Annotated in this window: 13 protein-coding genes; 11 read left to right on the top strand and 2 right to left on the bottom strand. The window is 70.5% G+C overall.

Going from position 1 to position 14,458, the window contains the following annotated elements; all coding sequences use genetic code 11:
- A partial coding sequence (locus EV648_RS41515) for an ISL3 family transposase (RefSeq protein WP_132301846.1) occupies positions 1-723 on the top strand: 723 nt, incomplete at its 5' end.
- A gap of 311 nt (positions 724-1,034) precedes the next feature.
- Here EV648_RS41515 and EV648_RS41520 read toward each other — a convergent pair.
- A complete protein-coding gene (locus EV648_RS41520; protein WP_132301848.1) occupies positions 1,035-2,498 on the bottom strand; it encodes an XRE family transcriptional regulator in 1,464 nt (487 codons plus the stop codon).
- Between the two features lie 147 nt (positions 2,499-2,645).
- Positions 2,646-2,993, bottom strand: coding sequence for a GntR family transcriptional regulator (locus EV648_RS41525; RefSeq protein ID WP_132301850.1), 348 nt, complete (start codon positions 2,991-2,993; stop codon positions 2,646-2,648).
- A 117-nt stretch (positions 2,994-3,110) separates the two neighbouring features.
- Between EV648_RS41525 and EV648_RS41530 the strand changes: the two genes are divergently transcribed.
- From EV648_RS41530 to mobF, 10 genes are all read left to right on the top strand, one after another.
- A complete protein-coding gene (locus EV648_RS41530) occupies positions 3,111-3,359 on the top strand; it encodes a helix-turn-helix domain-containing protein (protein WP_132301852.1) in 249 nt (82 codons plus the stop codon).
- A gap of 112 nt (positions 3,360-3,471) precedes the next feature.
- Positions 3,472-3,873 carry a hypothetical protein gene (locus tag EV648_RS41535; RefSeq protein WP_132301854.1) on the top strand — a complete coding sequence of 134 codons (402 nt, stop codon included), beginning with the start codon at positions 3,472-3,474 and terminating at the stop codon, positions 3,871-3,873.
- Positions 3,870-4,388: a Pycsar system effector family protein gene (locus EV648_RS41540; RefSeq protein ID WP_132301855.1), complete on the top strand. Its 519-nt coding sequence runs from the start codon at positions 3,870-3,872 to the stop codon at positions 4,386-4,388. The genes EV648_RS41535 and EV648_RS41540 overlap by 4 nt, the downstream gene beginning before the upstream one ends.
- Positions 4,385-6,655 carry a type IV secretory system conjugative DNA transfer family protein gene (locus EV648_RS41545; RefSeq protein WP_132301856.1) on the top strand — a complete coding sequence of 757 codons (2,271 nt, stop codon included), beginning with the start codon at positions 4,385-4,387 and terminating at the stop codon, positions 6,653-6,655. Before EV648_RS41540 ends, EV648_RS41545 begins: the two co-directional genes overlap by 4 nt.
- Positions 6,652-6,993 carry a hypothetical protein gene (locus tag EV648_RS41550; RefSeq protein WP_132301857.1) on the top strand — a complete coding sequence of 114 codons (342 nt, stop codon included), beginning with the start codon at positions 6,652-6,654 and terminating at the stop codon, positions 6,991-6,993. The genes EV648_RS41545 and EV648_RS41550 overlap by 4 nt, the downstream gene beginning before the upstream one ends.
- Positions 6,990-7,724: an RRQRL motif-containing zinc-binding protein gene (locus tag EV648_RS41555; RefSeq protein ID WP_132301859.1), complete on the top strand. Its 735-nt coding sequence runs from the start codon at positions 6,990-6,992 to the stop codon at positions 7,722-7,724. The genes EV648_RS41550 and EV648_RS41555 overlap by 4 nt, the downstream gene beginning before the upstream one ends.
- On the top strand, positions 7,721-7,918 hold the full coding sequence (locus EV648_RS41560; protein ID WP_132301861.1) for a hypothetical protein: 198 nt from the start codon (positions 7,721-7,723) through the stop codon (positions 7,916-7,918). Before EV648_RS41555 ends, EV648_RS41560 begins: the two co-directional genes overlap by 4 nt.
- Positions 7,918-8,661: a hypothetical protein gene (locus EV648_RS41565; protein WP_132301863.1), complete on the top strand. Its 744-nt coding sequence runs from the start codon at positions 7,918-7,920 to the stop codon at positions 8,659-8,661. The genes EV648_RS41560 and EV648_RS41565 overlap by 1 nt, the downstream gene beginning before the upstream one ends.
- Complete coding sequence (locus tag EV648_RS41570; RefSeq protein WP_132301865.1) at positions 8,658-9,503, top strand: hypothetical protein; 846 nt, start codon at positions 8,658-8,660, stop codon at positions 9,501-9,503. Before EV648_RS41565 ends, EV648_RS41570 begins: the two co-directional genes overlap by 4 nt.
- 247 nt (positions 9,504-9,750) lie before the next feature.
- A complete protein-coding gene (gene mobF, locus EV648_RS41575; RefSeq protein ID WP_199235147.1) occupies positions 9,751-14,406 on the top strand; it encodes a MobF family relaxase in 4,656 nt (1,551 codons plus the stop codon).
- The last annotated feature ends 52 nt before the right edge of the window (positions 14,407-14,458 follow it).

The raw sequence follows: 14,458 nt of genomic DNA on the forward strand, positions 1-14,458 counted from the left end.
CCCGCCCGGCTGCTCGACATGGTCGAGGGCCGCTCCAAGCAAGCGTTCAAGTACTGGCTCGCCGACCGCGACGAGGCCTGGCGCGACGCCGTGGAGGTCGTTGCGATGGACGGCTTCACCGGCTTCAAGACCGCGGCTGCCGAAGAGTTGCCCGACGCGATCGCGGTCATGGATCCCTTCCACGTCGTCCGGCTGGCCGGCGATGCGCTGGACCTGTGCCGCCGCCGCGTCCAGCAAGCCATCCACGGCCACCGCGGCCGCAAGGACGACCCGCTCTACTCGGCGCGCCGGACGCTGCACACCGGCGCCGATCTCCTCACCGACAAGCAGACGCGGCGACTCACCGACCTGTTCGCGACCGACGAGCACGTCGAGATCGAAGCGACCTGGGGGATCTACCAGCAGATGATCGCCGCATACCGCGAACCCGACCGCACCCAAGGCAGGAAGCTGATGCAGCAGCTCATCGACTCGGTCAGCCACAGCGTGCCCGCCGCGCTCGTCGAAGTCATCACACTCGGCCGGACCCTGAAGAAGCGCGCCGCTGACGTGCTGGCCTACTTCGACCGGCCCGGCACATCCAACGGGCCGACCGAGGCCATCAACGGCCGACTCGAACACCTCCGCGGCTCCGCACTCGGGTTCCGCAACCTCACCAACTACATCGCCAGATCCCTGCTCGAGACCGGCGGCTTCAGGCCGCAACTACACCCTCGATTGTGAAGAGCCAGATTAGCTCTCAATCGGCCATTTGATTCGCAGCCTTTCGAAGGCGACAGCCGGCAACCGGCAAGGAGAACACTGTGCACTGCAATGGCAGTAAGCAGACGATCGCCGCGACCGGCATCGTCCCAGCTCGACGGTGCGCCATCAGCGGATGAAGTGACCGCGACGTCGTGACATCTGCCCTGTCCACGTGTCACGTGTATCGGTTCATGCATTTGCTTTCGGCGGGGACGACGTAGCGGGTTTTGGGAGTTGCCGACGCTCGCTGCCCGGCCGCATGCTCCTTCTGCGTTCGCGACGCCAAAGGATTATGTAGATGCCGGACCAATAATGCTGTGGCGATGCCGCCACGCCAGGCTCAGGCAGGCGGCGCTGGTTTGGCCCAGTGGCTCCGCTGTGATGAGGCGGGTGACGGTCTCCTGGTCGAAGGGCAGGCCGCGGATTGACTTGTTGTTGTCGAGGGAGAGTACGACCTCGCCTTCGGGGTTGGTGGCGACCAGGTCGCGGAAGAGGTGGTCGAAGGTGCTGGCGTCGATGACGGTGACGGTGGCGACGGATGCGTTGAGGCTGAGTGCGTCGAGGATGACGCCGAGCGCGTAGGCCTGGAGCCTGCCGGTGTTCTTGGCCTCGGTCATGTCGCGGTAGAACGGCCATACGTCGTAGTCGACCGGTGTGCCGGTGCTGCCGTCGTGTTCGGGGTGTCCGAGCATCTCTTCGCTGTACTCGCGGACCATGTTGCGCCAGATGTTTAGGTCGGTCTGGATGCTCTCGGTGGCGATGCTGGCGGGCTGAAACTCGCCCGCTGGCAGCAGACTGTAGTGTCGGCCGTTGGTGACCTGCGTTGGATCGCGGCGTAGCAGGAAGAAGGTTCCTGATCCGTCTGAGGTATTGCGGCGGATGGTGAGGGTCGAGATGCCGGGGTTGACGATCCGCGCCGACAGATCAAAGGGGTCGGCGACGAGGGCGCGGAACGGGAGCCGCGGCCAGCTGAGGTCTCCGGCCATCTCGGCCTGGGCCGATTCGTGCGCGATCGGCTCGGAGACGTCGAGCTTGTCGAAGAACGTCGCCAGCCCGAACGTCAGCTCGCCGGCGCCCTCGCCCCAGTTGAGGTCGGTGAGGCGGTAACTGTGCCTGTTCTCGAACAGGGCCGGTGGCCTGAGGTAGCGGATGGCGGCGGTGTATCGCTGGAATGCGTGGCCCGGAGCGCGCAGCGGAAGGGTTGGCCGAGCTTCCGCCTGCTCGCCAGTGACCCGCGGTACAGGAGGATTTGCCGTCCATCGGAGGGTGAGGTTGTCGAGCGCCACCGGCGCATCCGGCAGCCAAGCCTGAGGCGTAAGTGCCGGCACCTCTCCTACCCGCAATTGCTTGTCGTACAAATCGGCGGTCCGTGCGGCAAGTCCGATGCCGCTCTCGATGAGGTACTGCCGCACCTCGCGCCACGCGGCTTGGCTTGCCTCGACCGCCGCTACGGGCAATGGCCGAGAGTCGGTCGTAACTGTAGCGGTGGCGGGCCGCAGGACGTCGGCTGCTCCGTCCTCCGCTGCCGCTAACAGCAGCCCGAAGCGGCGCTGGACTGCGTCCCCGGCGTCGGCCAGGGCAGTGTCGAGGATCTCTTGCATTGCCGGGGATAGCACCACGTCCGGTTTCGCCTCCCAGTTCGCCCCGGTGCGGACGCCCGCGCCGAGCCGGTTGGCGAATGCCTCGTTGCTCATCCGCAGTGATGCTCGGAGCGCCGACGCGCGCCGACCTGTCCAGATGTCCACTACGTCCATCGCGGGTGTCCTTCCGCAAGGTCAGCGCAGGGTCGGTGCACTGCGGTGGCACTGTCGATGCATCGTGGTGGCATGTTGCTCAAGGCAACGTGAGTATTCACTAGTTCCTATGAACGCAGGAGCAAACGGGAGCCGAGTGGACCACTCTCACGTCGAGGCCCCATCGCTTGTATCCAGGCGTTTCTCGACCGCAGCGAGTCTGCGCCCGAGATTCTCGACCGTCTCACGCAATGCTGCGAGGTTGTCGGTAGGGACATCGCCGTCCCCGGCAGCTACGAAGACGCCGCGGCCCTGCTGGGAGTACACAAGACCTTCGTCGCGAAGTTGGTCGATGGCCTTCTGGAGAGTCATCAGGGCTACCCCCCACTCCCTGGAGAGGTCGCGGCCCGAGGGCAGCTTTGTGCCGGCCGCCAGTGTGCCGGACTGGATTGAGGCGCGCAGACCATCGGCGACCTGCATGTACGCCGGGCGAGGGTCGTTGGTGTCCACCTTCATGTTCCAAGGGTAGTCGACCTAGATAACTAGATCAGCTCGCACGGCGAAGTCTTGTACAGGCAAGCGGCCTAGGTTAACCTAGGTCAACCTAGATAACCTTTGATAAGGAGAGCGGTAGTGAGAGAAGACACAAGGCCCAGTGAGGTCGCACGGAAGTTCCTGAGTGTGGCTGCAGCAGCCGAGGTGCTCGGGCTGTCCGAGATGACCCTCTATCGGGTGATTCAGGCGAACTCGTTCCCGGCGGTCCGGGTCGGTCGCAGGTTGTTCATTCCGAGTCAGGCGCTGGACGACATGGCCACGGCGGCTATCGCCAGCGGGGGAGTCGTCGATGCGGCTGAGTGGCGGCCCTCGCAGGTAGCGGGATGAGACGCCACCCGCCATCGCAAGGCCAAAACGTTAAGACCGGCCCCGCACAGGCGCCAACCAGAACAGGGCCGGTTCTCCCATCACTCAGCAACGAGTTCGAGAGGTCTACAGCATGACTGACGCAGGTGAGAAGGGCACGGAGTGGGTGCCGCGGTTTGGGATGTTGGAGGTGTCGCGGGAGCGTGCGGAGCTGGTCCGGGGGTTGTTCGAGCTGGCGGCGTTCGTGGCCGATCACCCCGAGGTGCCCGTGCCGGCGGTGACCGCGTGTGTGCCGACGCGGTACGACGGCTGGGACGCTGAGCGGTCTCTGGTTGCTGACGTGGCTGCGGCGCTTGGCGTCGAGCCGGAGTTCAGGGCCGGCGGCGGCCACTACGAGGCCGAGAGGCTTTTCGGGCCGGTGCGGACGTACTCTCTGGCGATCACCCCTGAGCACATGGCGGCCTACGAGGCGTGGTCGTCGTACAGGGGCCTTGTCCAGCCTGTGGAGGATGTCGCGGCGGGTGAGTCGCGATGAGTGGGCGCGCGGAGCTTGATTTGGCGTGGCGGATGCACGACTCGGCGGCGCTGGCGGTTGACCGTGCCGACACGAAGGCTGGTTTCGCGGCGGCGGCGGAGACCGCTCTGTCGGCGGCGGTGTTGACGTTGGTGTCGCAGTCGCAGACCGCCCCGATCGGTGCGCGCGCGTTGTTCGGGTTGGCGCTGGTCGCGTTGGCGGTGGCGTTGGGTTCGGCGTTGCTGGTGGCGGTTCCGCGGCTGCACCGCCCGGCCGATGCGCTGGTGCCGGGGGAGTTCCTGTACTTCGGCGCGGTGCGCCGCCGCTCGATCGACCAGCTGCTGGACCGCCACCTCTCCTCGACGTACTCCGCCGACAAGGTCGCCGACCCGCTGGCGGCGGTCACCCACCAGGCCAAGCGGCTGGCCGACATCGCGTGGACGAAGCACCAGTGGCTGCGGGTGTCGTTCCTGGCGGTCGTGGTCGGCGCGGCGTTGACGGTGGCCGGCCTGCTGCTGGGCGGTGGTTCCCGATGAACCGGCGGCCGACGACCAGGGAAGGCGCGATGGTTCCGCGGTTCACCCTCGCGATGGTCGCGCTGCTGGCCGCCGGTGTCGCCGCGATCGCGGCCGACCAGACCCCGGGGCTGACCGAGGTGGGGTACTGGGCCGGGGCGGTCGGCGCGGTCGGGGTGGTGACGGCCGGTCTGTTGTTTTGGCGGTTGATGCACGGCGCGGTGATCGCGGCCCCGTTGTGGGTGTTGCTGGCCGGTGCGGTCGGGCTGCGCGCCGGCGCGCCGGGTGGTGCGGCGGGGTGGGTGATCGCTGCCGGGGTGTTGCTGCTGGTGACGCTCGGCCTGGTCGCGGTGAACCGCCCGGTCGGTGGCGGTCTGGCGGTCTCGCTGTGGCTCGGCTACGCCGGGTTCTTGCTGCGCGCGCTGCCGGCCGAGGTGGAGGCGTCGTCGCGGTGGTGGTTGGTGCTGCTGGCGGCCGGTGTGTTGGCGGCCGGGACGGCCGGGTTCACGCTGCGGTCGCGGTCCAGCTCGCGTGGCCTGCTGCGGCGGCTCGGCCGGGCCGGACGGGTGACCGATGGGTTGGCCTCGGGTTGGGACGTGCACCGGGTGTCGTCGGGCGGGATGCTGCGGAAGAAGGCGAAGGTCATCCGCCCGGCCCTGGCGCAGCTGCCGGCGTGGAGGCGGCGCTTCGTGCCGTTGACCGATCTGGGTACGACGGTCGCGACGGTCGGCTGGTCGCGGCTGCGGTCGTCGGCCGAGGACCACACCGCGACGTTCGCCGGGCCGCGGGCCGGTAAGACCGGCCTGCTGATGGGGCATCTGCTGGACGCCCCGGGCGCGGTGATCGCGACCTCGACCAAGACCGACATTCTCGACGTGACCCGCACCCTGCGCGCCAAGCGGGGGCCGGTGTGGGTGTTCGACCCTGACGGGCTCACGACGGATGGTTCCACGATCACGTTCGACCCGCTGACCGGGTGCACCGATGCGGCGGTGGTGATGGACCGGGCGGCGGACCTGCTCGACGGGGTCGGTGGCAAGTCCGACGACGCCGCGCACTGGGTGGACCTCGCTAAGCAGGCCCTGACCGCGGTGATGCACGCCGCCGCGCTGGGCGGCTACTCGATGGCCGACGTGCAGCGGTGGATCGCGCACCCTGACGACCGCGCGAAGGGTGACGTGCTGTACGAGCTGCGGGCCGCGAACGCGACCGGGTTCGAGCAGCAGGCCACGCAGTTCTTCACCAACAACGAACGGACCCGCTCCAGCATCAGCACGACGATCATGCCCGCGCTGAGCTGGCTGTCGGTGCCGGCGGCCGCCGCCGCGGCGGCACCGGGTGGGGTGCCGTTCGATGTGGAGCGGCTGCTGGCCGAGACCGGCACCGTGTACCTGCTGGGCGCGGACGACCGCAAGACCGCGCCGCTGGTGACCGCGTTGACCGCGCACATCGCCCGCCACGCCAAGGCGCTCGCGGTCCGTACGCCGGGGCGGCGGCTGGACCCGCAGCTGACGATGGTGCTGGACGAGGCCGCGCTGATCTGCCTGATCCCGCTGGACAAGTGGACCGGCGACTTCGGGTCCCGCGGGATCACGCTGCACATCTCGGCCCAGTCCAGGGCACAGCTGCGCGACCGGTTCGGCGAGGCCGCGACCGGCGCGCTGATGACCAACGTGACCACAAAGGTGCTGCTGGCCGGCACCAGCGACGACGACGACCTGCAGTTTTGGTCCACGCTGTGCGGCGAACGCCTCGAGCAGGTCGCGACCCGCGACCGCACCACCGGCGGGGTGTCGGTCAGCGACCGCCGGGTCGCGGTCCTCACCCCGGGCCAGGTCGCGCAGCTGCGCGCCGGGCAGGCGCTGATCATCACCCGCGGGATGCCGCCCGCGATCGGGCGGGTCAAGATGGCGTGGAAGCGCCGGGACCTGCGGCTGGAGCGGTTCCACAACCACCGCGCCGTGCAGTGGGCCAGCCGTCAGTTGTCGGCCCTTGAGAGCCGGGCCGGTGCCCGGCTGCTCGCCGACGCTGCCTGGCTGCGCGACGAGATTCTGGCGCTGGCCGACCGGGCCGCGGCGGCCCGTCGGCGGGTCACCCGACCCGCCGTAGGCCGGGTGATGGATGGTCTGGCGGCCGCCTTGGCGTGGCTTGAGGTCAACGACCCGGCCCGGGAGCTGATCGCCCGGCTCCGGCTGGCCAGCGCGACCCGGCGGGCCCGCGCGGCGCTGGCCGCCCGCGGCACCGAGCAGCCTACGTCGGTGAACGAGCTGGACGGAGGCCGGCGATGACGTGGCCGACGGCAACGACCGTCACGGCCGGTCGCCTGTCCGTGGTCACGATCTGCGGTTCGACTCGGTTCCGGGCCGAGATGGCCGAGGTGAACCGGGAGCTGACCCTGGCCGGACACATCGTCCTCGCGCCGGGTGTGTTCGCCCACGATGGCGACGAGATCACCGACGCGGACAAGGCCAAGTTGGACCGGTTGCACCTGGCCAAGATCGACCTGGCCTGGTGGGTCTACGTGGTCAATCCCGGCGGCTATGTCGGCGACTCGACCCGACGCGAGATCGAGTACGCCAGGACTACCGGCAAGCCCGTGTGGTTCCTCGTCGAGGTGGCGTCGTGACGGGGCGCGGGGTGGAGTGGGTGCTGTTGTGGGACGGCCGGCGCTGGCCGGGCCGGGTCCGCGACGGCCTGCCCGAGTTCACGTTCGGGCAGGCGCCGTCGGGGCTGTCCACGCGGCGGCAGTTGCGTGAGCGTGGCCTGTGCCGTGGTGGCCAGGAGCCGTTCGCCCGGCTGACGTGGAAACGCGACCGTCGGTTCGCGTGGCTGTACGTGGACGACAAGGCGAGGGCGAAGCGGACGCCGAGCGACAAGCAGCTTGCCGCGGTGAACAAGGCGCTGGCCGCACGGAAGGTCTGCGCCCAGTGCGGCCCGGTCGATCACTACGTACGCACCAGCGACCAGCTGTGCGGTGACTGCCACACCGCCGGAGCCACGCCCACCGCGAGCGGCACCGCCGGATGGCGCACCGTCCAGCGCTGGCAGGAAGAAGCCCCCGACGCCGACGACGAGGCGCAAGACCGGGCCGACAACGCGGCGGACGAGCACGGGGCCGGTCGGCTCGAGCGCCACGAGGGCTCGGCGGTGGCTGCCCGCGCCGCCGAGGCCCTCGCGCAGTCCGCCGCCCGGTTCGATCACACCGACCGCGCCGAGCCTCACGGCGGTGGCGAGGCGGAGCGCGACGAGGAGCTCGCGCGCTGGCACGACGACGACCGCGCCGCCCGGCTCACCGCCGAGCAGGCCGACATCAGCGCCAGCCAGGCCCAGTGGCGCGACGAGAGGGGAGTGGCATGACGGCACCGATCGGAGCCGGAGGCAACGACCTGCGCGCCCGCTGGGCGTGTGCCCACTACGCCGACACGCGGGACCTCCCCGCCGTACCGGCCTTCGACGAGCACGGCCGGCCGGCCGGGTGGGTCGCGATCGACCCCGCGGCCATTGACGCCTGGCTCGCCGCCCACCGCGAGGAAGAGGAGGAGGACGACTGATGCAGTACGACGATGAGAAGGACCCCGGCACCGCTGCGCTCGCGGCGGTGGCCGGGCTGGCCCGCTCGGTCGAGTCTCTGACCAGGGATGTGGCCGCGATGAAGACGGGCCTGCAGCAGACCGCCAGCAAGGCCGCCGTAACGCGGCTCGGCGACACCGTCGCCTCGCTCGGCAACACCGTTGCGTCGTTCGAGGACCTGCTCAGCCGTATCGCTGCCAAGCCCGGCAAGGGCAAGGCGGAGCCGAGCTCGGCTGAGCCGGTGCGGTCGTGGCTGCGGCTGCCGGAGGACCAGGCCGCGGCCGAGACTGTTCTGAGCGAGCTGCTGCCGTGGATGCAGACGACCTATCTGCGCTACGCCACCGCCCGCGAGGCGTTGCCGCCGTGCTGGCTGTGGCACCCCGAGATCGTCGAGGAACTGCTGTGGCTGATGGACGCCTGGGCCGGCGCCTACGAAGGCCCCGAGGCGTCGAACAAGCTCGTCGGTGACTGGCACGACCGGCAACGCCCCGGCGTGACGCGCCGCATCGGCGAGTACGCGCCGAGTTGTGACGTGCTCGCCCATCGCGACGGCGCAGGGCAGCCCGCGGTGACGGTGCCGCTCGCGGCCGACGCCGACCCGTTCGTGACCTGGTGGGCCACCGGCCGCGACGACAACGGCCCCGCGCCGACCCTCGAGCAGATCAAGGCAGGTCGCCGCGGCGGCCTGACCGCCGTCTCCGACACCGCTGGAGGTCAGCGATGAGCATCCTCACTGTTGCCCCGCGCAACTTCCTCGACCGCCTGCCGACCATCGGCGACGTGATGTGGCCGATGGCCGCGGCCGGCGGAGTGGGACTCGTCTTGGCCGCAGGTCTGGCGGTCGTGCTGGTCTGGCCGCTGGACGCCGCCAAGGCAGCCCGCAGCGCGTGCCTTCAAACGATCCGCGACGGACTCCTGTCCGCCAGCGACCTGGCCGCCCTCCTGCCGGCCGCCGGCCGCCTGAGCCCGGGCGAACTCCTCGCACTGGTCGACTCCGCCGCGCTTGGACTGACCGCCCCCACCGCGCCGGCCGAGGCGACCGGTCCGGATGGCCGCGCGACTGCACCGACGACCACTGCACCGTTCTGGCTGGTCGCCTACCTGCTCGGCGCACTCCGCGTCGGGTCGCCTGCACCGGTGCACGACACCACCCGCACCGATCTGCCCGCACCGGTGCAGCAGACAGACCGTGTCGGTGCGTCCGCACCGGTGCACGCACCGCACCGCACCGACACCACCGACGTAGACACCGCCGCACCAGCCAAGCCCACACCGTCGAAGCCGCGGGCGCGGCGCTCCGACGATGACGACCTGACCGAACTGCGGCGGGTCTCCGACACCGACCACGGCGGTGCGCCGCTGCCGCAGCGCGAAATCATGCGCGTCCTCAACTGCGGGTTCCCCAAGGCCCGCCGCCTCGCCGACCTGGCCGGGTGGCTCGACCCGGATGCCGCTCGGCCCGCATCCGGCGACGACCAGCACCCCGAAACCCCCACCAACAACCCCAGCGACACCGACGACCAGACCAGCACCGACCGCGAACTCGAAACGAGCAGCAGCCGATGAACAGCCCCAACAACACCCCAGCAGCAGTCAGCCACCAGCACCCGAACCGAACCCACCAAATCACCCAGCACACGACAACCCAGCAGACCCCAACACACAGCCACAGGACCAAAGAACTCAGATCACACCCAGGCATCACGATCAAGTGGAGCCTCGACTCCGATTCGCGTCGTCGTATCGGCTTGCCGCCGGAGGCGGCCGTCGGAGCTGTCGCGCCGGTCGCTGCGGGGGGTGCGGCATGGCGGTGATGAGCATCCGCAGCGGCCACCGCGCCGACTATCTGACCGGCGCTGTCGCGGCCGGCAGGGAGAACTACTACACCGGGGCTGTGGCGGCCGGGGAGCCGCCCGGTCGCTGGTTCGGCAAGGGAGCCGAAGCGCTCGGGCTGGCCGGGGAGGTCGATGCGCAGGATATGACCGCGCTGTACGAGCGGTTCATCGACCCCCGCGACGAGGCCTTTCGCGACCCGGCGCGGTGGGACGAGGCCGAGACGCTCGGGCACACCGGGCGGGTGTACAAGACCGAGGAGCAGGAGTACGCCTCTGCATTGGCCAAGGAGCCCGGTGCGTCACCGGAGCGCCGCGCTGAACTGCGTGCACTGGCTGGCAAGGCGGTTCGCAAGAGCGTCTCGTTCCACGACGCGACGTTCAGCGCGCAGAAGTCGGTGACCGTGCTGCACACCGCGTTCGAGGCACAGGAGGTGCAGGCGCTCGGTGCGGCCGAGGCGGGCCGCGGTGCGCTCGCGGAGGCGCACCGCACCGGTGACCTGGCCGCGGTGCACCGCTACGCCGAGGCGGTGCGGGCTGCGGAGAGGGAAGCGGTGCAGTGGGGCCAGCACCGCCAGGCGGTCGAGGACGCGATCCGGGCCGGGAACCACGCCGCGCTGAACTATCTGCAGGACAAGGCCGGCTATACCCGGGTCGGCCACTTCGGTGGCGCCGCCGGTCGGTGGGCCGACGCCCACGGTTGGACGGTCGCGTCGTTCTTCCAGCACGACTCCCGCGAGCACGACCCGCAGCTGCACATCCACAACGCGATCCTCAACCGCGTGCAGGGATCCGACGGCAAGTGGCGCACGGTCGACTCCAAGGCCCTGCACAGGGTCCAGCCCGCCGCGGCCGCCGTGGGGGAGCGGGTGATGGAGCAGCACCTTGTGAAGGCGCTCGGGGTGCAGTTCGTGACCCGGCCGGACGGCAAGTCGCGCGAGATCGCCGGGATCGACCGGGCTGTGATGGACCTGTTCAGCTCCCGCCGCAAGGCGATCACGAAGAAGACCGCGACACTCGTGCGCGTGTTCGAGACCAGGATGGGCCGCGAGCCGAACAACCTGGAGCTGGCCTACATCCAGCAGCGGGCGTCGCTGGCGACCCGTAAGGCCAAGTCCCACACCGGTGAGACCGTCGAGCAGCGGTTGGAGCGTTGGGACCGGCAATTGCGAGCCGAGGTCCGCGGGGGACTCGGGAAGGTGGCCCGTGACGTGCTGGCGTTGCAGCAGCGCCAGTGGCTTCCCGGCCGGGTCAACGAGGCCAAGGTGCTCGAGACGGCACTGGCCGAGGTGCAGTCCAAGCACGCGACCTGGCGCTCGGCTGACCTGACCCGGGCGATCAGCAACGCGCTGCCCGACAACCTCGGCAACATGAAACCGGCGAAGATCGAGCGGTTGCTCGACCGGCTCACCGAGCGCGGTGTGAAGCTCGCCCAGCGCGTCGATGCCGACCGTCCCGGCCACAGCGAGGCTGAGGTCGCCGCGCTGCCTGACGAGCTGCGACGCGGTGACGGGTCGTCGGCGTACTCGGCTCCCGGCTCCACCCGGTACGTGACGCCGGATCACGTGAAGGCAGAGCGGCAGCTCGCCAAGGCGGGCTACGCCCGCGGAGCAGCCGCGATGGCTCCGAGCGATGTCGAGACGATCGTGAAACGGCTCGCCGCCGATGGACTCCAGCTCGGCGACGACCAGGCTGCCGCCGTTCGCGGCATCCTCGCCTCCGGCGCGAAAGTCGAGACCCTGATCGGCCCCGCCGGCACCGGCAAGTCCCGCGTCGTCGGCGCGTTGGCCAAGGCGTGGGAAGACCCGGACCTGTGGGACGGCGAGCAGCACCGGATGGTCGGGCTGGCCGCGTCCCAGGTCGCCACCGAAGTACTGACCGCCGACGGCGTCACCGCGCAGAACATCACCCGCTGGCTGATGACCCAGCACCGCATCGCCGACGGCTCAGCCTCGACCGAGGAGCAGGCGTGGACGGTGCGCGAGGGTGATCTGGTCGTGGTGGACGAGTCGGCAATGGCCAACACCAGCGACCTGGCCGACATCCACGCCCACTGCGACGCCGCGGGGGCGAAGCTGCTGCTGGTCGGAGACCATCGCCAGCTGGCCGCGGTCGGCGCCGGCGGCGGCATGGAACTGGTCACTGCAGGCGCCCTCACCCACGAGCTGACCGAAACCCGACGCTTCAGCCAGGAGTGGGAAGGCCTGGCGTCGCTCCGGCTGCGCAACGCCGACGAGTCGGTGCTGGAGGAGTACCACCGGCAGGGCCGCATCCTCGACGGCGGCCACCTCGAAGCCGCGCAGCGTTCCGCGGCCGACGCGTGGCTGGCCGACCACCTCAACGGTCGGCACGCGCTGCTGATCGTGGACACCAACGCCCATGCCGCCGACCTGTCGGCGCAGCTGCGCGCCCGGCTGGTCGAGTACGGCCAGGTGGACGACGAACGCACGGCCTGGCTGGCCTCGACGGGCAACCGGGTCGGTGCCGGTGACCTGATCCAGACCCGGCTCAACGCCTGGCACCTCAACGGCTACCGCGGCAACAAACGGGCCGCGTTCAACCGCGACGAGTTCCTCGTGACCGAGGTACTAGACGACGGTGGCCTCCGGGTCGCCCCGCTGATCCGAGGCACCCGCCGGCCCGTGCCGGGCGAGACGATGGTGCTGCCGGCGACCTATGTGCGGGACTGGGTCGCGCTCGGCTACGCCGCCACCGTCCACTCCTGCCAGGGCCTGACAGTGGACTCCAGTCACCTGGTCGCCACCCCGAACACGTCGGTGCATGCGCTGTACGTCGCGATGACCCGCGGCCGCGCTACGAATACCGCGCACGTCGTGACTCAATCAGTGTCAAAGGCGGCGGAGGTCGGCGAGACCACCGGCGCGGCGAAGCGGACGCCGCTGTCGGTGCTGCGTGGCGCGTTCGAGCTGGACGACCCGCAGCTGTCGGCGTTGCAGGCCGCTGCCGAGTCGGCCGCCGAAGCCGACCGGCTGCGTACCCCCGCCGAACTGCTGGCCGACGGCATCGCACTGGCCACCGCCGGGCGCACCGCCGCGTGGCTGGACGAACTCGCCGACGCCGGAGTGCTCACCGATGACCAGCGCACCGCCCTCGCGGTCGAGGACGGCGCCGGAACCCTCGCGAACCTGCTGCGGCGGGTCGAGTTGGCCGGACGCGACCCGCGCCAGGCGCTGACCGAGGCGATCCAGCGGCGCTCGCTGGACGACGCCCGCCAGATCAGCAACGTCATCCAAGAGCGCATCAAACGCGGCGGCAACCTGGACCCGGTCGGCGACACCTATGCCACCCGGCTCCCGCAGGTCGATGACCCGAAGTGGTCGGCGTACCTGATCAAACTCGCCAGTGAGGCCGACACTCGCGCCGCCGAGCTGGGCGAGCGGGTCGCGGCAGAGCTGCCGCAGTGGGCGGTCGAGGCCTTCGACCGACCGCCTGTCGAGTCCGGTCGCGGGCGCGACGACTGGATTCGGCGCGCGGGCCAGGTCGCCGCACACCGTGAGGTCATGGGCCACGAAGTCAGCGACGACGCGCTCGGAAAGGCACCGAAACCCGGCCAGGTCGAGCAGTACGCGTCGTGGCGGACCGCCTGGCGCGCGCTCGGTCGACCCGAGGCCGACCGCGCCGAGGCGGAGATGTCGAACGGCCAGCTGCGCGTCCGGGTCCGCGCGTACGAACGCGAGAAGGCGTGGGCACCGCCCTACGTCGGCGAGGAACTGGCCGGCACCCGGCAGAGCGCCGAACGCGAACGGCGCATCGCCGCCTTGCGCACCGCGGAAGCCGATGCCAGCGACAACGAACCGACGCGCGAGCAGCTGTGCACTGAAGCCGAGCAGGCCACCGCGCTGGCCGCGGCACTCGACGCCCGCGCCGCCGAGCTGCAGATCGCCGACGACGCCCGCGCCGTCTGGCTCGCCCACACCGCCGCAACCCGCGCCGCCGGCGAGCGCGCCGAGGCGGAGCTGAAGGAGCGCGGCATCGACAACAGCGACGACGGGCCAACCCCTGAGGAGTGGCTGCACATCGATGCCAGCGAAGCCGCCGGGGACGAACACCGCGAGGTCACCGCCGAGCATGAGCTGGCCGACGTCGCCCAGCAGCGCGACGCCGACACGATCGAGGCCCGGCCCCGGGTCGATGGTGCGGAGACGGAACTGGTCAACGACCAGCTATCCAGCAAGGCGGCGGTAGCTGGGGAGATCGTTGCCGACGACAACACCAGGGCGCAGCAGCCGCGCGCCGAGTCGACCGGCCCCGAGGCGGACCAGAAGGCGGTTGAGGAGCGGGAGGCGCAGGAGCGGCAGGCACCGGCCGACATCCGCGAGGTCGCCGCCGGCGAGGCACCGGTCGCGGAGTCGGACTCGCCGCGGGTGCCCACCGCGGACGAGACGGCCGAAGCGGTCCGTCGTGCGCAGCGGGCGCTGCTCGAGATTCAGCACCGCCGCGAAGCCGAAGAACGCCACGCAGACGAGGAAGCAGCCCGGGACGAGGAACTCGCCCGCTGGCACGCCGACGACTCGAGCATCGGCACCGGCCGGGGCCGACTCGCGGCAGCGAAGGCGTCCGAGCCCTTGGTCGAGGACAAAGGACCGGTGCTGGAACTGGGCAGCTACGACGACTGACGGGTGTGTAGCCCCGAGGCTCTCCCGCCCCGGGCGGGCGGGAGAGCACCCC

Origin of the sequence: Kribbella sp. VKM Ac-2568, assembly GCF_004345365.1 — a bacterium.
Classification (GTDB): Bacteria; Actinomycetota; Actinomycetes; order Propionibacteriales; family Kribbellaceae; genus Kribbella; species Kribbella orskensis.